Source organism: Paenibacillus sp. 2TAB23, assembly GCF_052115165.1.
Classification (GTDB): Bacteria; Bacillota; Bacilli; order Paenibacillales; family Paenibacillaceae; genus Pristimantibacillus.
This window is the reverse complement of sequence record NZ_JBFRGD010000002.1, coordinates 318,433-335,953: the sequence shown is the minus strand read 5'-3', so window position 1 is coordinate 335,953 and position 17,521 is coordinate 318,433. Positions and strand designations below refer to the sequence as shown.

The following is a 17,521-nucleotide window of genomic DNA, read 5'->3' as shown; positions in this document are numbered from 1 at the left end:
CAGCTCCTTTTTTATTGCGCATGCAGCCAAATCACAACGACGAGCAGCAGCATAGCTTCAATCAATTCATTCATAGCGCCGTATGTATCACCTGTTAATCCACCAAGCTTTCGATTAAGCCAAGCAGCCAATGCCCCGCCTGCACTCGTCGTGACGATTATGAATGCAAGCACCCAAAGCAAAGTAGCTTTCAATTCATGTTCGGTTATCATTAGAATGGCAGAGGAACTAATCGCAGCTATCAGCAGTGCTGCAGCAGCATGAATACCTTTAACCTCGTTAAATAAAACAGCAATCCCTTCTCCTGCCCGTGCAAAAGGCCACCGGGCTATGGCTGCGCTCATCCAAGCTCGGCTCCAGATCGGAACGATCATAAGCATGCATCCAAAAGAAGCAGCAAGTTCATGGCTTAAAAGTTCGGCGAGCAGCGACGCTTTTAGCATGAGCAGCAGCACAGCAGCCAGCACGCCCATTGCGCCTACCCTGCTGTCTTTCATAATTTCAAGCATACGGTCACGGGACCTATGGCTGAGAACACCGTCAGCAGTATCCATCAAACCGTCAAGGTGCAGCCCTCCGCTAAGCGCTGTCCACAGTCCAAGCATGAGAACGGCGCTAGGCCATGCCGGCACAAACAGCGTTAACAGCCACGCGAAGCCATACAGGCATGCTCCGAGCAGCATGCCTGCTACTGGAAAGTAAACTACACTGCGCGACAATACAGGACCTTGAAACGGGATGTTGACCGGGACAGGGAATCGCGTTAAAAATTGTATAGCTGCAGCAAGCGCTTGCGCTTGCCGTTTCAACTCACGAAGAAACATCCAATAATCACCCCCGCGAACAGCAGATAGCTAACCAGGTATAACAACCTCACGCTAAGCAAGATGTCTTGTGCATCAAGCTCTCGCAAAGGCCAGCCCATTCTAGCGCGCTCGCTTGGCACACCAAGATAGTGATTCAAACCGCCTAGCTCAATGCCAAGCGCTCCTGCAACAGCCGACTCCGGAATGCCGCTATTCGGGCTTGGGTGCAGATGCGCGAATGCGCGAATGGAGCGATAAGCATCCCGTGCGCTCATTCTACGATCCAATCGTGCAGAGATCGTAAGCATTACGCCTGTTATGCGAGCCGGAATATAGTTGAAAACATCGTCTGTTCGGGCTGAAAACCACCCAAAATATTCGTATTTTTCGTTGCGGTAGCCTACCATGGAGTCCAGCGTATTTACGGCGCGGTACAACATAGCGAGCGGAGCTCCGCCGATAACAGCGAATAGGAAAGGGGAAACGAGTGCGTCGACCGTATTCTCAGCTACAGTCTCCACTGCTGCCCGCGCAGCTTCACGCCCGTTCAGGTGTTCCGTGTCACGGCCAACGATATAACCGACAAATTTACGGGCATTGTGCAGTCTTCCTTCCACTAACGGCCGAAAGACCTGCATAGCAGCATCCTTGAGACCTTTGACCGCAATCGTTGTTGAAATAAACCATGCGCTTACTGCATATCCCAACCAGTGATGTACAGCATCCGCGGCCCATACCAACCCCCATATCGTCATGTAGCTAACGCTTAGAGTCGTTAACGCCAATACTGTGCCTAAACCTCTTAAGACAGCAGAATTGCCCTTCCAACGCTTCTGATACAGCCTTCGTTCGAGCCACCGAATAAAGCGCCCGATCCATATTACGGGATGTGTTGGCCATTTTGGGTCACCTACGATCCAGTCTATGACCAAAGCAGCTGCTGCAAGCAAAAAAAGCTCCTTCATCGAATAGAGGATCATAGCTTCTCCCAGTTAAAAGCGATAGCTCTCAAATCGATCGGTATGCCCGCAGTGACCAGAAATGCACGCTCGCAGATTGCAGCAACCCGTTGATTCAGCCTGCCTGCTTCGTCACGAAAGATCCGCCCGAGCGGGTAGGCTGGTACAATACCATCGCCTACCTCGTTCGATACGATGATCAAAGGAAAAGGGCAGCTTTGAATGCTTTTTAGCAGCTGCGCAATTTCACTGTCCAAGCTTGAATGTTTTGTTTCTTTGTCGTCCATCCTCATCAGCCAGTTTGTCAACCAAAGAGTCAAACAATCAAGCAGGATGACAGGCAATTCCTTCCCCTGCGCTGCAGAAGCTGACTGCTCGCCAACGATTTGTTCTAACCGCTCAGAGACATCATAAGGCTCTTCAATCGTAGTCCAGTGAAATCCGGAGTCGATACGATCCAATTTGTGCTTGGAGATGCGCTCTTCCAGCTCCTCATCAAACGGCTGACAGGTTGCTATGTATATGCCTTTTGTTGCGACCTTCATTGCGTATTGCTCCGCAAAGCTGCTTTTGCCGCTGCGTGCCCCGCCTGTGATGAATACTGCCAACTTTCCTTCACCTAACCCTTGGTAACGCCTGCGCTATCGAATGTAGCCATCTCCTGCATCAGCAGCAGTGCAGCGTCAATAAAATGAAATGCCAGCACGGCACCTGTTCCTTCGCCTAGCCTCATATCCAGCTGAATCATTGGTGTCAAGCCAACGGCATCAAGCAGCTTTGCATGTCCTTGCTCTTGCGAAAGATGGGAAGCGATCATATATGGCAACGTTTTTTCGGTAACTCTCGATGCGACAAGTGCAGCAGCGGACGAGATGTATCCGTCAATAACAACCGCACAGCCGCTTGCCGCGGCCCCAATGATAACGCCAACAAGGCCGGCGATTTCAACGCCGCCTACTTTTGCCAATACGTCAAGAGGATCAGCTCCAGCTGCATGAAGCCCATTGACTTCAATTGCCCGCTTAACAACCTCAACCTTCTTCAACCAGCCTGCATCATTAATTCCAGTCCCCCGGCCTACCGACTCCTCAGGAGGCAAACCAGTCAGCACGGTCGTAATAGCTGCACTTGCCGTCGTATTGCCGATTCCCATCTCGCCAGTCGCAAACAGCCTGCAGCCGCGCTTTATTTGCTCATTCACCGTTTCGATGCCCACCATTATGGCGTCAACCGCATCTGCCCTGCTCATGGCGGCTTGTTTTGCCATATTCGCTGTTCCGCGTACAATCTTTCTGCTTACGAGCCGTTCATGCTCGATATCCCCAATGACGCCAATGTCTACGCACACAACCTCTGCTCCTGCTTGTCTGGCCAGCACATTGACAGCAGCTCCTCCGTTTAAGAAATTGACAACCATTTGTGGCGTTACGGCCTGCGGAAACGCGCTGATCCCTTCCTCACAGACGCCATGGTCTCCTGCCATTACGATAACAGCCTTTTGGGACAAATCCGGCCACAGCTTACCTGAAATGCCGGCAAGCTGTGCAGCGACCGCTTCTAGCTTGCCTAGGCTTCCCGGCGGTTTTGTTAAGGAATCAGAATGTGTCATCGCAAGCTTTGCGGCTTCATTATCAAAAGGAGGGATAGTATTGATAATGTCTAATAGATGCTTGTATGTATGTGTTTCCATTTCATCAGTCCCTTCAAGCAATTAAATTAGAAGTTTGGCTGCAGCATCAATTGCGGCACCCCTGTAATCGGATGGGATATGACAGTCGTCTTTGTCTCATATACCTGCTCAATTAGTGACGAAGTAAGTACCTGCTGCGGTGTACCGGCAGCCTCTACTTTTCCTTGATGCAATACCACAAGCTCATCGCAATATAGCGCGGCGAGATTCAAATCGTGAAGCACGGCGATGACAGTCAACTCGCTATTTCGCTGCCATGTTCGCACGGTATCCATAAGCTGTGCCTGAAAGCCAATATCAAGATAGGTTGTCGGCTCATCCAGCAATAGAATCGCCGGGCCTTGTGCCATTAGCTTGGCCAGCGCCACTCTCTGGCGTTCCCCGCCACTTAGCTGATCCATTGTGCGTAATTCAAGCTCCTTCAAGCCCATTGTTAGGAGCGTATCGTCAATCAGCTTCGCCGAGTCCTCATTCTCGCTTCCGAGCCAGTTCTGATATGGATAACGTCCCATGCTGACGACTTCCCGCACAGTAAAACCAACAGGCGGAAGCCCGTTTTGCTGCAGCACTGCCATTTGTTTCGCAATCGTTTTACGGGGAAATGTCGACAATGGCCGACCATCTAGAAGTACTTCTCCCTGCTTTGGCCGATCAACTCCGGACAGCAATTGCAGCAAAGTTGATTTACCGACGCCATTTGGCCCGATGATGCCATACATATTGCCTTTTTGAAACGTACAGGAAACGCCCTTTAACACTTGTCGACCGTTCACATCCTGGATCACTTCGCGAACCTCGATCATAAAGCGCCACCCTGTCCTTTCTTCCGCCGATGCAGCAAATAAGCAAAAAATGGTGCACCAATTAAAGCGGTTACTACACCTAATGGGATCTCCTTCGGCGTTAACGCTACTCGCGCAAGCGTATCTGCCCATAACACGAATATACCGCCTCCGATAGCCGACAATGGCGTTATTAACCGATAATCCGGACCAACGAGTAATCGGATTAGATGCGGCACAACAAGCCCTACGAAACCAATAACACCCGACACGGAGACGGCAGCCGCAGTAAGCAGCGTAGAGCTGATCAAGACGATTAGCTTCGTTCGCTCCACATGTATGCCTAGATGGGCAGCGTGCCTCTCTCCTAATACAAATAAATTGAGGGGACGCCCGTAAGCAAGCAATAAGGGCAATCCAATCAGCAGAAAGGGGATAAGCATAATTACATGATCCCAGCCTCGCATGGCTAGTGATCCCATTAACCAGAACAATATTTGGTTGACGACGCCATCTGACATCGAAACCATAAAGGAAACAAACGCGCCTAGAAAAGATTGAATGATGACGCCGGAAAGGATGAGTGTTTCCATATGCATAACACCTTTTTGATTGGCAAGCCAAAACACGCCAAGCAGCGTAGCCATCCCCGTTGCGAATGCAACAATCGGAATGGTCCACATCCCCATCGCTGCCTGTAATCCAAACAAAATAATAAAAGCTGCGCCTACTGAGCTCCCTGATGCAACACCGAGCGTATAGGGATCAGCAAGAGGATTACGGAGCACGCCTTGAAAACCTGTTCCCGCCAGCGCCAGACATGCGCCTACCAGAACAGCGAGCAGCACGCGGGACAATCTTACTTGCGTAACGATCGCGATCTCGCCCGCCGAATAAGAGACTGCTTCATTCGAAAACCAGGGCAGCTTATGAAGCAATATGCCCCATACGTCTCGCACCGAAATGCCCGATGAGCCAATCGTTAAACTCACCACGATAGAAACAGCAAGAAGGAGCATGGCTGCTCCTCCGTACCAAACCAGTTTATAGGTCATTGCTTTATTTCACGAGATCCGGGTGGATTACTTTAGCAAGCTCCAGCAAGCCGTCCGCTAAACGCGGTCCAACGCGCACGAGCGGATTCTCTGTCACTGCATGCAGCTGTTTGTTCTTCACTGCGGCAATGACTTCCCAGCCTGGGCGGCTTTGGATGCCAACGACGATCGGATTCGGATCCTCCTTCAAATCAGGGTATATAATCAATTCTGGATCCTGAGCTACAACTTCCTCTGCACTGACCTCGAACCAGCCTTGCGAAGCAGCAGAAATATTAATCCCGCCAGCCAGGTTTAAAAGCTCATCAAGAAAAGTGCCGGAGCCGACCGTCCAGCCTGGCGAAAACTCCATATACACTTTTTTTCTCTCAGCGTTTTTCACCGCATCCGTTACTTGCTGTCTTACCTGCCGCATATGATCTGCAATTTCAGCCGCTTCGGCAGGTTTATTCATAATATGACCTAAAATTTCTAATTTGGCAATAACGGCATCATAGGTAAGCGGATCTGATGCGTACACGGGTATTTTAAGCTCTCTCAGCTTTGCGATTGCATCTGTGTTCAATGTGGACGAAGCCAAAACTAGATCCGGATTCAATGCCACTACGGCCTCAATATTGGTCGTCATATCCCCAACCTTTGGCTTTGCCGCTGCATCCTCGGGGTAATCGCTCCATTGATCGACACCTGCTACCTGCTCCCCAGCACCGATCGCGTAGATCGTTTCTGTTTCACTAGGCACAAGCGTCACAACCTTAGTTGGCTGCTGCTCAAAAGTAATCTCAGTCCCGGTATCGTCTTTAATCGTGTAGGGATATACCGTTGCGTCTGAGGTTTCTTCTGACTTATTGGCATCCGAATTCGTAAGGTTCGTTTCTGGACGTTGCTGGTTTTCAGGTTCTTTGTTTACTCCACATGCACTTGTGGCAACAAGCATTGCCGCAAGGAGCAATCCAAACAGAGCCTTCATTAATTTACGGTTATTTCTTACCATGTTTCTCTGCACCTCTTTTTTAGTTTGTCAAAACAAAAAAGCATCACCGGCAATTGTGCCAGAAATGCTCCCATACGCTCTTCCATTACTTGCAAAGCGACAAGCTTTCCGAGCACCCTCCCTATTTCCACGTAGGTTTAAGCGCATGTAAGGACTGGCAGATTTTCTGACTCGGTCGTAACGAAGCCTAAAGCGTCGCTATCCAACCTTACAGTGGCGGGTCCGTGCCGGAATTGCACCGGTCTTCCCTTTTAAGCTTCAAAGAGCACTGCAAGATGTTGATACCTTGCAAGAATCTCCTATCCGCACCTGTCCGTTTACGATTGATTAATCAGTTGTTAATATACACCGACATCGCGTATTTGTCCATTAAACAGCAGCAATTCATTCTTGCAAGCCGAGTTCTGCTTCCCACTCTTCCCGCATAGGTAACTTAAATGAGCATCCTCTCAAAAAAACGACTGAAGGAGGATAAAGATTAGATGCAGCCGAATGATAAATTCCGCACCTCATATTTGAAATTTTTTCTCATTTTCTTCTTACTCGTGCTACTAATCGGTTTTGCTATTTGGTGGTTTCAGCAAGATGAAGCTGTACCTCCGCAAACGACGGAGCATGCCTTCAATAGCGGTACGATAAGCTGGACCATTGCGGAATACCCCGCCAAGGTTTTGCACGAAAATCAATTCACGGTTGATATAAAAGATATACAGGGCTTTCCGGTTCATGATGCTAATATAACAGTGAAGCTAGACATGCTGAGCATGGTTTGCGGTGATTACGTGTTCGAAATGACTGAAGAAGCCTCAGGCAAATATACAGGAGATGGCGTCCCCCTAATGGCAGGCATATGGAAAGCAACGTTAACGCTTGAAACCAAAGAGCAAACTTATGAAATAAGCAGATTGCTGAAAGCCAGCCATTAGCCGGTTACCATAACCATGGATTTATGGTCGGAATCAGGCCATTGACTGCAAGTCCGCGCAGAATTGAAATGACGCCAACGGCAAGTGCCGTAACAAAGCTTGCCTCTCGCATGAAACGGCGCCATTTCTTGTTGGCAAACGCAGCAACCGATGCGGCTAACGCCAGTGCTGGAAAAGTAGATAAACCGAACAAAGCCATGACGGCAGCACCTGTTAAACCGGAACCTGTAGAGGCTGCTGTCATTTGCATGGCATAGGTAAGACCGCAGGGAAGAAATCCAAAAGCTATGCCAGTGGCGAGCAGATGAATGGTCTCGTGCTTGTTCGATTGTTTCGCGTCATGAACAAGCTTCTTGTATAGAAAGGAAGAAAGGCGGTTCATAACGGGCAGCTGGAAGCGACGCCAAAGCCAGAGAAGGAGAAAGCAGCCTCCGACGATGGATGCAAGCCCCTGCATCCCGGCAAACCTGCCTGCTACGTCGACAAAAGAGCCTACAGTCCCCATTACGCCTCCCAGCAGAGCATAGGAAACGATACGGCCTGTGTTATAAAGCAGCATCGATTTCTTCACGGAAGCTGTGGAATTCAACGAAACAGCGGATACGATTCCCCCGCACATTCCCATGCAGTGCGGCGCGCTGAATAAACCGGTAAGAATAATAAAGCCGATGAGCTGCCCTGTCAACGTCATGAATAGCCACCGGCTCTTCGCTTCAGCAAGCCCTTCAACCGCAGTGCATTCCCTACTACCGACACGGAGCTGAGCGCCATTGCTGTTCCTGCCATCCATGGCTCCAGCATTCCCATAGCGGCAAATGGAATGACGATGACATTGTATACAAATGCGAATGTTAGATTCTGCCGTACGTTTCGAATTGTCAGCCTGCTGATTCTAATCGCTTCCGGAATCGCTTGCAGCCGCGAGAACAGCAGCGTCATATGGCCGGCTTGAAGCGCAGCATCCGTACCTTCACCCATGGCTAGACCAACGTCGGCAGCTGCAAGCGCCGGTGCATCATTCCAACCGTCCCCTGCCATAGCAACCCGAATTCCTTTACGCTTCATCTGCTCAACGAGTTTGAGCTTGCTCTCAGGCAGCATGGAAGCATGAACCTGCAAGATGCCTACAGCCTTAGCGGCAGCATAAGCTGGCGCTTGATGGTCCCCTGTGGCAAGAATAGACGATATACCCAGCTCCTTCAGCTGCTTCACCGTCCCCTTGGCATTCGCTTTCACACTGTCGCTGAAAGCCATGGCGCCTATGCCTTTTCCAGCCGACGCTGCATACAGCACCGTCTCCCCAAGCTCCTCACGCTGCTTGGCAAATGCGAAAAGCTTGTCGTTTAATGACCATTTGCGATGATGTGCAAAACTTGCGTTTCCAATGCCGAAGCGATGATCTTCGACGATAGCTTCAATGCCTCCGCCTTCTGTAAATTCATATTCACTGGCAGCGGGTATGACAAGCCCAAGCCGCCCCGCTTCATTCAGGATGGCGACAGAAAGCGGATGCGTCGATTGCGACTCCGCCGCTGCTGCCATTCGAAGCAGCGCGGATCGGCTGATTTGATCAGACAATACGGCACTTACACGCGGCTTGCCTTCAGTCAAAGTTCCTGTTTTATCGAAAATAACCGTTTGAATGCTTGCTAGCCTCTCTAGTGCTCCAGCTTCCTTAGCAATAATGCCTTGCTTGGCAAGACTGCCAGAAGCAATGACCAAGGAGATCGGGGCCGCCAAGCCAAGCGCACAGGGACAAGCAGCTAATAGCACGGCAATGCCGCAAATAAATGCTTTGCTCCAGTTGCCAGGCTCTAGGAAAAATCCCCATAACACAATCGTGCTGATGGCGAATACAAGCATAGCCGGAACGAACCAGCTTGCTGCCGCATCCACATTACGCTGGATTGCAGACTTCGATCGCTGCGCTTTTCGAACAAGCTCCTGTATGCGGTTCAGCATCGTATCATGTCCCGCAGCTTGCGTGCGAATCCGCAGCAGCCCCGTCTCATTGCGCGTCCCTGCCCATGCCTGATCTCCCTCGACCTTCGTCATTGGAAGGCTTTCTCCCGTGAGCAAGGCTTCATTAGCCGTGGATCGTCCGGCTGTTATTCTTCCGTCAACAGGGATGACCTCGCCTGCCTGCACGATTACGATATCGCCAGCCCTAACGAACTCTGTCTTCATTCGTATCCATTCTCCAGCCCGTTCAACTACAGCGGTCTGGTTATGCAGCTTATCATAACCTTCCGTTCCGCTCAACGCCTTCAGGGAAGCTGAGGTCTCAATATATTTTCCAAGCAGCACCGCTGTCATTACGACAGCAGAGGTCTCGAAATATAGAGGCGGAGCATGCGGTGCCGCATCCATATAGGAATGAAACAAGCCATTCTGGAACACCGCATAATGACTATATAAATAAGCAGCCGTTGTACCGATCACCACGAGTACATCCATATTAGCGCTGCGCTCGCGCACCGCATGGTAGGCTCCGAGATAAAAGGGCATGCCGATTACAAATTGAATAACCGTAGCGAATATTAGCTGCAGCCAAGGGAAACTTAGCCAAGCAGGCAAATAATCAATTAATGGCATTAACAGAGGGATATGATGCAGCATGGTGATCAATAGCGGCAGAGTAAGTATGGCTGAGATAATCAGGCGCAGCTTCAGCACGTGATGCTCTTTATGGAGCCCCTCCTTAGCCGTTTCATTCAGCATGGCTATGAATCCTAACTGATTGACTCTCTCTGCAATTTGCATTGCATGAATTTCAGCAGGCTTGAACTGTACCCACGCAGTCCGGAGCGGAAAGCTCACGGCAACCATTGCCACGCCATTCAGCTTGCTTACCGTTTTCTCTATTCTTGCCGCGCACGCAGAGCAGCTCATGCCCTGCACTGCGAAATCTATCGTACAATCGTTTTCTAATTCATGATCGATTCGCTTGTCTATCAAGCTAAGCACCGCCTTCCATCCATCGCCCTCTCATGCCTGTACCTCTCTGCGTTTATCTATATGACAGGCAATCGAATTGCATGAATGGAACCTGCATGTGCACAGCTATTCAAACCATTGGCTATTTATAGGCAAATGGTGTATGATTTGTCCTTGGTATACTAAACATATAGATGTATGGAGGCAACCTAACATGCAAGAAAAAATCAAGCTTACACCTGGACAAAAACTGATTACAAACAAAGATTTTGAAGTTGCGATTGCAGCAAAAGCAAAAATTAAACCGATGCAAAACGGCATGCAGATCAGACCCGCTTCAACCATTATCGGATATAACGATGATTCAATCCGCATGTCTGATGGAAGTATTATCCATAGAGCTGCCAATACGTTTTTCGTGTAAAAAGGGTTGACCGATACCTTAATCGGTCTTTTTTTATTTCCGGCGCTCCTAAATCGTTGCCGTTAGCCCTATACTCGATTTGCTTAATACTTAATAACACTTTTGCTCGTTTTTAGAAATGCCGTCATTGTCAATCGTGATTGCAGTCCGTCCCGTTAGCGACTCCGTATATCCGCAAGCAATCGTTTCCTTGGTGTGGCCTCGCGAATCCGTATATTTCAAATAGACGGCTCCTTCCCCAGACAAGCTAAGCTTCGGCTTAATGACTGCGCTTGCGCCGGATTTGATGCTCCGATCGACGATGTCCTTCTCGTTGCCCGACACGATTCCCGTTTCAATCGATACGAGATCGAAATCCGATTCATTATGAACGGTAACTGCAAAACGCTGGAAATAAGCAAAATGATCCGTTTGGGCACTCACAGCCTCCCATATTAGTCCCATTAGCCATACAGCTATCACCGCCATCAGGATATACACATTTCTTCTGCTCATCACAATCCCTGCTTTCTCCCTATCATCATCTTGCAAAAGGATAAATGAAACGACTCCCGCCATTAATAGACACCCTGATGAAGTAAAAAGTAACACGCAACCCAGAAGAAACGGCTTTGCCGTACGCTGCAAGAGGACGGTATCCGTTTTTCGTAGACATAGTAGAATACTTTATCGCGTGAAGCATATAAAGTCTTATATTTAGAAAAAACAGGCATCCGTCAACGACGAAAGCCTGTTTTCTCCAATCTTATTGCGCTGTCAAAATAATGGGTCCGTCCTCGGTTATGGCGAGCGTATGCTCATATTGCGCCGAAAGCCCGCCATCCGCCGTTCTAGCTGTCCAACCATCTGGATCGATCTTACTATGATACTTACCCGTGTTGAGCATCGGCTCAATCGTGAGTACCATACCGGCTTTTAGGCGAGTTCCTCTATTAGGCGGACCGTAATGGGGAACTTGAGGCTCCTCGTGCATTTTTTGCCCTATTCCATGTCCAATAAAATCTCGGACGACGGAGTAGCCTTGAGCCTCTGCGTAAACTTGGATAGCATGAGAAATATCGCCTATCCGATTGCCTACTACGGCCTGTTCAATGCCTTTGTACAACGATTCCTTCGTCACATCAAGCAGCTTCTGAGAAGTCTCGGAAATTTGGCCAACGGCATAGGACCATGCAGAATCGGCTAACCAGCCGTCCAAATTAACGACCATGTCAACCGTGACAATATCTCCTTCCGTTAATACCGTTTGCCCAGGGAAACCATGACAAATGACATCGTTTACCGACGTACAGGTTGCGAATGGATAGCCATGATAGCCCTTCTGCTCGGGAATCGCTCCATGCTCCTTCAAAAACTGCTCCACGTGATCATCGATTGCTTTCGTTGTAATACCCGGCCGTACAAAAGTCCGCAGCTCGCGGTGGCATGCGGCTAGAATTTCGCCAGCTTTTTTCATTTTCATTATTTCTTCATTCGTTTTTATGACGATCATTGCAATCACCCAATCCTTTGCATCTTAGCTGCCTTATCTAAAAGATACTGTCTTTCTTATGATATTAAGGATACCTCAAAGCGCGCCAAAAATAAAAAAGCCCCGGAATCGAGGCCTTTACAATTATGAATAAACCCATTTCCGCTTAGCTGCCGAATGCAACCTCGCCAGGCCATTGCAGCATGCCGCCTGTTACATTGACCACTTTATAGCCTTGGGCTTGTAGAAAGTCGCATGCCTTCCCGCTGCGGCCGCCGCTGCGGCAGATCAGGACGATCTCTTGGTCGCCTTGCTGAAGCTCACTTATCCGATCCTGTAGCTCTGACAATGGAATGCTGCGCGCCTCTTTAATATGGCCTTCCTGCCATTCATCCGGCTCGCGTACATCAATGAGATTAATGGATTTCCCGTCCTTTAATTGTGTTTCTAGCTCTGCTGCCGATATTTCCGAATACATATTGCCCATTCCCTTCAAGCGTTGATTATAGTGAACTCACATACAGTCATTGTACCCTGCAAGTTTTGACATGTCTATCTTGCGCACTTTCGTTTGCGGGAGCACTAACGCTTCTTTTTGTTTTTAGCAGCTAACAACCGATTAATCGTTGCGTCAGCCGAAGCTTTATTCAGAGGCTCCGTGTCTTGACTAATCTGTTTTTCGGGTTCCTTATGTGCCGGCTTCGGACGAGCTGACTCTGAGTAATTAGTTGACAACGTTTCAGTTGAATGAAGACTGCTATTACTTCTGCCATAGAAACGGTCCGTTTCCAGCTTCCGTTCCTTCAAACGGGATAACGCGCGAAGGGAGGCCATATCAGACGCTGCATTTGGATCCTTCCGAAAAGAGGCTCGCCGTTTCGAGCTGAATGGCATACTTATTCGGAGCCACAAACGTTCCCAAGGTATCGACAATCTTCGCAGCGCTATATCGAACAGCCAGAGCAGGAGTGCCGCAGCTAGCAACGCTTGGGTCCAATCATAAATCTGCCTCGACGGCAGCGGTGCGAATTCGAACGCCTGCTGCGGGCTTGATAGCTGCAATGCTCTTCCGCCTGTCGTTGCTGCGAGCTGTTCCAATAAGACGGCTCCATTCTCATTCGAGATGCGATACTCGGGTGAATACGGAATGACGAATCCTGCAGTGCTGCCATCCTTAATACTTGAATCACCCGCCTGCTGACCGATCTGTGCCAAATAAACGCCTGGCTCGGATACTGTCATCTTGGCTTCAAATTCGCCTGGCGCGATGGGCATCAGCTTTTTCAACTCGAATTGGCCAGTTTCGTCTTGAATGCCGGCAGATAGGTCGCTTATGGCTTCCCCCTCACCTGCAAGCGCGCGAACGTTTAACCTCGCTTCGTTCCCTGCCATTTCGGCAGCGATCGTGAACGGTGTACTCTCAAACTGGGGAAACGTCCATTTGATCCAATCCACGAGTACTTTCGGCATCTCTGGCCACTGCACCCAACTGCTGGACCATTTGCCAATAAGGTCGCTTGTCCAAGCGACCGTTCGCCCTGAGCCATAAGGCCAGCGCGCTAGCAGTGGATCGCCGTCTGGAGTCCATAAGGCGATTTCCGCCGTTTCTTTTGGCGTGACAGCGACATACGCATGAATGGGCGGCAGCCCGTTCCGAAAGAGAACGGACCAATCCGCAGCTTGTCCGATGCTTGGCGTGAACGTCTTCTCGACAATATAGGTTCTGGACATCATAACGGTTTCCCTACTGAAAATTGCAGGCAGCGTACTCTGATCCTTCGTAAAGTAATAGCGGCCCTTTGCGTCATCCGCTAATTGCCTTAGCAGCTGCTGATCCGCTCCATCTCCCACCGCAACCGTGGATAATGTCATATTTTGATCATTCATCGCATCGGTAATCTCTTTGTAGTTGGCTCCTGTAGCTGACTGCCCATCTGTTAACATAATCATATGCTTGCGCTGCGCATCAAGTTCCTTCAATCCTTCGTAACCCGCTCTCAGCGCCGAAAAAATGTCAGTGCCGCCTTCGGGTTGAATCCCTCTTATCTGGTTCAATACTGCATCCCGGTCCTTCAACTGCGTTGGCTCAACCACCCACCATGGCGCAGAATCGAATGCAACTACTCCAACAGTGTCGGTATCGCGAAGCAGCTCAACCGTTCGCATTGCCGCTTCCTTGGCGAGCTCCAGATTTGCGCCAGCCATGCTGCCCGAGCGATCGATAACAAGAACAAGCCCTAAGGAAGGTATCTGTTTCTTGCCTTGAAGTTCCATATAGACAGGCAGCGCCCGCTCGATAGGCGTTTTGAAATAGCCGCCCAGACCATAACTTTGGTCGCCGCCCAGCATGACTAATCCGACCCCGTAATCGCTAACCGCCTTTGCAATCCATTCCATCGGTTTCTCGGCTATCCGAGTAGCCGGAACATTATTTAAGATCATACTGTCGTAAGCCGCATAATCCGGAAGCTCGACTGACAGCTGCTCTGGTAGGATGGTTTCATATCGGATCAATGAAGCTTGCAGAGCAGCTTCGATATTGGCCGACGTACCGCTAGCCCCTTCCACGATTAATACGGCTGGCGGTCCGCTTACCCGGCTGAAAGCATGCGCGGTATTGTTGACCGCTTGATCATCGCCTGCTGCAAAAATTTCTGTGCGGAAGCGATGAAAACCTGGTTCTGCCGCGATGCTTTGCAAAGCGAAACGGTTCTCGCCAGTCTCCAGCTGGATGCTTGAAACCGACAGTTCCTTATTGTCAGCATAGAGACGCAGCTGTGCCGGTCCTGCGACCGTACTTGCAACGACGATTTCGAAGCTGAACGTCTCCCCTTGCTTGAGAGCCGCTGGAACGTTAAGCTCCTCAATAGAGACATCGGTTATTCGCTCCGGCGTGAGTGCTACAACATCGATAACAATACCTGCATCCTTCAATAGCCGAGCTTGTCTGCGCGCATCACCAGTGTTCTCAGCGCCGTCTGAGAGCAAAACAATTCGCCCTCCGCCCTCTTTTTGAAGCATAGCGGCTGCAAGCTGGAGCCCTTGCGAAAGATCTGTATATTGTTTATTTACGTCAGCGTGGAATGCCAATTGTTCTTTCTTCTCACGCTTGTCCTGCGTAAGCGGCCGCTCAATGGCCGCATGCAAGCCAGACGAGATCAATCCGGACCAGTCATCCTGTGCTTTAGAGGCCCAGGCTTCTTGAATCCAATCGCTTACTACGGCGTCCGCGCGTACGCTAGCCGATCTATCTGCTATAAAGATGACATGCCGCTGATTCTTTTCCGTATAGGGCTGGACGCCTGCTGCAATAACGAGCAACAGCAGCAGAATGACGGAGCGTACTGCAATCGATATTATTTTTCTGCTGCCTCGCAATCGTATGGTCATTTTTGCCATCCACCACACATAGAAAAGCAGCGGCAGCAGCAAGAGAAGCACCCACGGACTATTAGCTTGAAAGCCCACGTCTGTACACCTCCCATTCTACGCCCATTATGAGAAGCAGCAGCATAGCTGCGTATATCTGCAGCGATAAAGCCTGCTCGGCACGCGGCTCTGACTCTGAGCCTTCACTCTTTGATTGGCCGTCTGGCGTCCCTGCGCCTAACAGCAAACGGCTGCCATCCTTTAATTGGCTTCCCGTCAGCTCGGTATGATCGTTCGTTACGGCTAACAGACGGTTTCCGACAATACGATTATCCTCGTTTGTTTCCATTAATCGGTACAAGCCAGGCTGTTCAGGTACCATGTAAAGGCCCGACGGTTCTAATTCGACCTCAGCAGTTCGACTTATTTCATTATTAGAAAGCTCCTCATTGCGCGCAACCTGAACCCATTCTGCTTTTGCCGTATCGGATTGGAAGGAAATTTCCACCCGCTCACCGGAAATGGCAGTACCAAGATTAAGCTGCTTGCCGCCATTCATCCATTCAACCGCTTGAACGATCAAAACCGGAAATTCGGGCCGCAACGGCAGATCGCTGTCCTGAAGGTTAAACGTGAAACGGAGCTGCGGCTTGCCGCTATTCGTTCCTGCATATATGGCAGGTATTCCACCATAGCTCAAAATGTCCTCTGCCCATAACAAATCTTCCTGTTTCAGCCTTGCAAGCCGGCTTATATGCGTATCTGAGAAAGTCACATACGCGGTAACCGCATGCTTTTTCGTTACGACACGGTTATTGACGGGAACTTCCGAATTCTTATTCAAGGGATCAGGATGGTCAATCATCCATAGCGGCTTCTGATCCAGAAGAACCGACCAAGAAGGGTCCGCAAGCAAACGATCATCCACGCCATCCAGTATGATCCAGTCGAGCTCGCTGGCTTGTTCGCCGGAAGGTGCAACTTGGTCAGGACTTGCTTTGATTGCTTGAACGCCTGCAAGCTGAAGCGCTTTTTCCAGAAAAAGATTGCCCTCGGTGACGAGCAATATTTGCCGTTCTTGCGGATTTTCCGGAAAATGATAAGCCGTATTATCAACGACAAACCGATCATCCCGCTCGTTAATGCGTGCCTTGTAATAATCGGCCGCTGGCAGCTTCTGTACCTCCGCGCTCTCCCATTCTCCTCCCGGGACGGCAATCTCTTGCACGGAAACGAGCTCCTCTTCCTGCGCAAGTGACACCGCATATATCTCTAGCTGAAGTTTGCGATCAACCTCGCTGTCATTGCGAATGGTGATGACGCCGCTAGCTGAAGCGCTTCCTTCCGCAGCTGCTTTTATTCCAAAATACATAATCGTTACGTTCCGGTTTGTCGCTTCGCCGTCAACTACAATCAACCGGACCGGGGCTTCAAGCTGCAGGTTGCTCGCTTCCTCCGCATCCGCCCAGTGTCCATCAGAAAATAGGATCATTTCACCAGTCGGATCATTTTGCAGAATGGAATCCGCAAGCGAAAGCGCTGCTATTCGGTCAGACTTGCCATAGTAAGGCGTTATCCGCGCTAATTGCTGCTTAACCACGGCTTTATCGGTCTCTTCACTGACTAACAGCTCCGGCTGTGCACCGATTGCGATCAACGAAACTGTTCTCTTTCCAGGCTGCTCGTCCATCCAAATGGCTGCATGTTCGATTGCAAGCTCCAATCTCGTAGAGGCCCGAGAAGCCGTCGGTTGGCTTAGCTTCGATGCCATGCTGGCCGAACGGTCGATGACGATCACGGCATGCCCTGTCGAAACGACATCTTTGGTTACGACAGGCTGCATTAAGGCAAGTACTAGCAATATCGCAATCAGGAGCTGAATAAACAGCAGCAAGCGTGCTCTGAGCTTTTGCCAGGGACGGTTAGCCTCTTGCTCCTGAAGGACACGCCGCCATAACAGATGACTCGCGATTTCCTTCCGTTCATAGGTACGCTTGAGCAGGTACATCGCTGCAATAGCGGGCAATGCGGCCGCAAACCAAGCAGATGAAAGGGATAAAAACTGCATCCGTTTCCCTCCTTCCTGTCTTCTCATTCATGGATGCAGC

At 49.9% G+C, this 17,521-nt stretch carries 16 protein-coding genes and 1 riboswitch; of the genes, 2 read left to right on the top strand and 14 right to left on the bottom strand.

Going from position 1 to position 17,521, the window contains the following annotated elements; all coding sequences use genetic code 11:
* Positions 1 to 11 precede the first annotated feature (11 nt).
* From cobS to AB4Z29_RS04270, 7 genes are read right to left on the bottom strand one after another with little or no spacing between them, the layout of a single operon-like run.
* Positions 12 to 824: an adenosylcobinamide-GDP ribazoletransferase gene (cobS, locus tag AB4Z29_RS04300; RefSeq protein ID WP_441941856.1), complete on the bottom strand. Its 813-nt coding sequence runs from the start codon at positions 822 to 824 to the stop codon at positions 12 to 14.
* Entirely contained in the window at positions 806 to 1,786 is a 981-nt protein-coding gene (cbiB, locus tag AB4Z29_RS04295; protein WP_441941855.1) for an adenosylcobinamide-phosphate synthase CbiB, read from the bottom strand. The genes cobS and cbiB overlap by 19 nt, the downstream gene beginning before the upstream one ends.
* The gene (cobU, locus tag AB4Z29_RS04290) at positions 1,783 to 2,373 is read right to left on the bottom strand and encodes a bifunctional adenosylcobinamide kinase/adenosylcobinamide-phosphate guanylyltransferase (RefSeq protein ID WP_441941854.1); all 591 of its coding nucleotides are present in this window, start codon (positions 2,371 to 2,373) and stop codon (positions 1,783 to 1,785) included. The genes cbiB and cobU overlap by 4 nt, the downstream gene beginning before the upstream one ends.
* An 11-nt stretch (positions 2,374 to 2,384) precedes the next feature.
* Complete coding sequence (cobT, locus tag AB4Z29_RS04285) at positions 2,385 to 3,455, bottom strand: nicotinate-nucleotide--dimethylbenzimidazole phosphoribosyltransferase (RefSeq protein WP_441941853.1); 1,071 nt, start codon at positions 3,453 to 3,455, stop codon at positions 2,385 to 2,387.
* A gap of 26 nt (positions 3,456 to 3,481) precedes the next feature.
* Positions 3,482 to 4,258, bottom strand: a complete 777-nt coding sequence (locus AB4Z29_RS04280) for a heme ABC transporter ATP-binding protein (RefSeq protein ID WP_441941852.1) — start codon at positions 4,256 to 4,258, stop codon at positions 3,482 to 3,484.
* The gene (locus AB4Z29_RS04275; RefSeq protein ID WP_441941851.1) at positions 4,255 to 5,256 is read right to left on the bottom strand and encodes a FecCD family ABC transporter permease; all 1,002 of its coding nucleotides are present in this window, start codon (positions 5,254 to 5,256) and stop codon (positions 4,255 to 4,257) included. The genes AB4Z29_RS04280 and AB4Z29_RS04275 overlap by 4 nt, the downstream gene beginning before the upstream one ends.
* Before the next feature lie 40 nt (positions 5,257 to 5,296).
* Positions 5,297 to 6,286, bottom strand: a complete 990-nt coding sequence (locus AB4Z29_RS04270; RefSeq protein WP_441941850.1) for an ABC transporter substrate-binding protein — start codon at positions 6,284 to 6,286, stop codon at positions 5,297 to 5,299.
* Positions 6,287 to 6,425: 139 nt separating this feature from the next.
* Positions 6,426 to 6,567: riboswitch (cobalamin riboswitch) on the bottom strand.
* Between the two features lie 201 nt (positions 6,568 to 6,768).
* Here AB4Z29_RS04270 and AB4Z29_RS04265 point away from each other — a divergent pair.
* Positions 6,769 to 7,212, top strand: a complete 444-nt coding sequence (locus tag AB4Z29_RS04265) for a FixH family protein (protein ID WP_441941849.1) — start codon at positions 6,769 to 6,771, stop codon at positions 7,210 to 7,212.
* A 4-nt stretch (positions 7,213 to 7,216) separates the two neighbouring features.
* On the opposite strand, the gene AB4Z29_RS04260 is transcribed toward AB4Z29_RS04265, so the two are convergent.
* Both AB4Z29_RS04260 and AB4Z29_RS04255 read right to left on the bottom strand, forming a co-directional pair.
* Positions 7,217 to 7,903, bottom strand: a complete 687-nt coding sequence (locus AB4Z29_RS04260; RefSeq protein ID WP_441941848.1) for a sulfite exporter TauE/SafE family protein — start codon at positions 7,901 to 7,903, stop codon at positions 7,217 to 7,219.
* Positions 7,900 to 10,170, bottom strand: a complete 2,271-nt coding sequence (locus AB4Z29_RS04255) for a heavy metal translocating P-type ATPase (protein ID WP_441941847.1) — start codon at positions 10,168 to 10,170, stop codon at positions 7,900 to 7,902. The genes AB4Z29_RS04260 and AB4Z29_RS04255 overlap by 4 nt, the downstream gene beginning before the upstream one ends.
* Positions 10,171 to 10,363: 193 nt before the next feature.
* Between AB4Z29_RS04255 and AB4Z29_RS04250 the strand changes: the two genes are divergently transcribed.
* Complete coding sequence (locus AB4Z29_RS04250) at positions 10,364 to 10,573, top strand: hypothetical protein (RefSeq protein ID WP_441941846.1); 210 nt, start codon at positions 10,364 to 10,366, stop codon at positions 10,571 to 10,573.
* A gap of 90 nt (positions 10,574 to 10,663) precedes the next feature.
* On the opposite strand, the gene AB4Z29_RS04245 is transcribed toward AB4Z29_RS04250, so the two are convergent.
* The 5 genes from AB4Z29_RS04245 to AB4Z29_RS04225 form a co-directional block, all read right to left on the bottom strand.
* Positions 10,664 to 11,068 (bottom strand): hypothetical protein, encoded by a 405-nt coding sequence (locus tag AB4Z29_RS04245; RefSeq protein ID WP_441941845.1) that lies wholly within the window; start codon positions 11,066 to 11,068, stop codon positions 10,664 to 10,666.
* Positions 11,069 to 11,318: 250 nt separating this feature from the next.
* Positions 11,319 to 12,065, bottom strand: a complete 747-nt coding sequence (gene map / locus AB4Z29_RS04240; protein ID WP_441941844.1) for a type I methionyl aminopeptidase — start codon at positions 12,063 to 12,065, stop codon at positions 11,319 to 11,321.
* Positions 12,066 to 12,210: 145 nt separating this feature from the next.
* Positions 12,211 to 12,522 (bottom strand): rhodanese-like domain-containing protein, encoded by a 312-nt coding sequence (locus AB4Z29_RS04235; protein ID WP_441941843.1) that lies wholly within the window; start codon positions 12,520 to 12,522, stop codon positions 12,211 to 12,213.
* Positions 12,523 to 12,626: 104 nt separating this feature from the next.
* Complete coding sequence (locus AB4Z29_RS04230; protein ID WP_441941842.1) at positions 12,627 to 15,512, bottom strand: VWA domain-containing protein; 2,886 nt, start codon at positions 15,510 to 15,512, stop codon at positions 12,627 to 12,629.
* Positions 15,496 to 17,481: a vWA domain-containing protein gene (locus AB4Z29_RS04225; protein ID WP_441941841.1), complete on the bottom strand. Its 1,986-nt coding sequence runs from the start codon at positions 17,479 to 17,481 to the stop codon at positions 15,496 to 15,498. The genes AB4Z29_RS04230 and AB4Z29_RS04225 overlap by 17 nt, the downstream gene beginning before the upstream one ends.
* Positions 17,482 to 17,521 lie beyond the last annotated feature (40 nt).

Coding starts and splice junctions, on each gene's coding strand:
- cobS (WP_441941856.1), bottom strand. CDS start 824: ATGTTTCTTCGTGAGTTGAAACGGCAAGCGCAAGCGCTTGCTGCAGCT.
- cbiB (WP_441941855.1), bottom strand. CDS start 1,786: ATGATCCTCTATTCGATGAAGGAGCTTTTTTTGCTTGCAGCAGCTGCT.
- cobT (WP_441941853.1), bottom strand. CDS start 3,455: ATGGAAACACATACATACAAGCATCTATTAGACATTATCAATACTATC.
- AB4Z29_RS04280 (WP_441941852.1), bottom strand. CDS start 4,258: ATGATCGAGGTTCGCGAAGTGATCCAGGATGTGAACGGTCGACAAGTG.
- AB4Z29_RS04275 (WP_441941851.1), bottom strand. CDS start 5,256: ATGCTCCTTCTTGCTGTTTCTATCGTGGTGAGTTTAACGATTGGCTCA.
- AB4Z29_RS04270 (WP_441941850.1), bottom strand. CDS start 6,286: ATGGTAAGAAATAACCGTAAATTAATGAAGGCTCTGTTTGGATTGCTC.
- AB4Z29_RS04265 (WP_441941849.1), top strand. CDS start 6,769: ATGCAGCCGAATGATAAATTCCGCACCTCATATTTGAAATTTTTTCTC.
- AB4Z29_RS04260 (WP_441941848.1), bottom strand. CDS start 7,903: ATGACGTTGACAGGGCAGCTCATCGGCTTTATTATTCTTACCGGTTTA.
- AB4Z29_RS04250 (WP_441941846.1), top strand. CDS start 10,364: ATGCAAGAAAAAATCAAGCTTACACCTGGACAAAAACTGATTACAAAC.
- AB4Z29_RS04245 (WP_441941845.1), bottom strand. CDS start 11,068: ATGAGCAGAAGAAATGTGTATATCCTGATGGCGGTGATAGCTGTATGG.
- map (WP_441941844.1), bottom strand. CDS start 12,065: ATGATCGTCATAAAAACGAATGAAGAAATAATGAAAATGAAAAAAGCT.
- AB4Z29_RS04235 (WP_441941843.1), bottom strand. CDS start 12,522: ATGTATTCGGAAATATCGGCAGCAGAGCTAGAAACACAATTAAAGGAC.
- AB4Z29_RS04225 (WP_441941841.1), bottom strand. CDS start 17,481: ATGCAGTTTTTATCCCTTTCATCTGCTTGGTTTGCGGCCGCATTGCCC.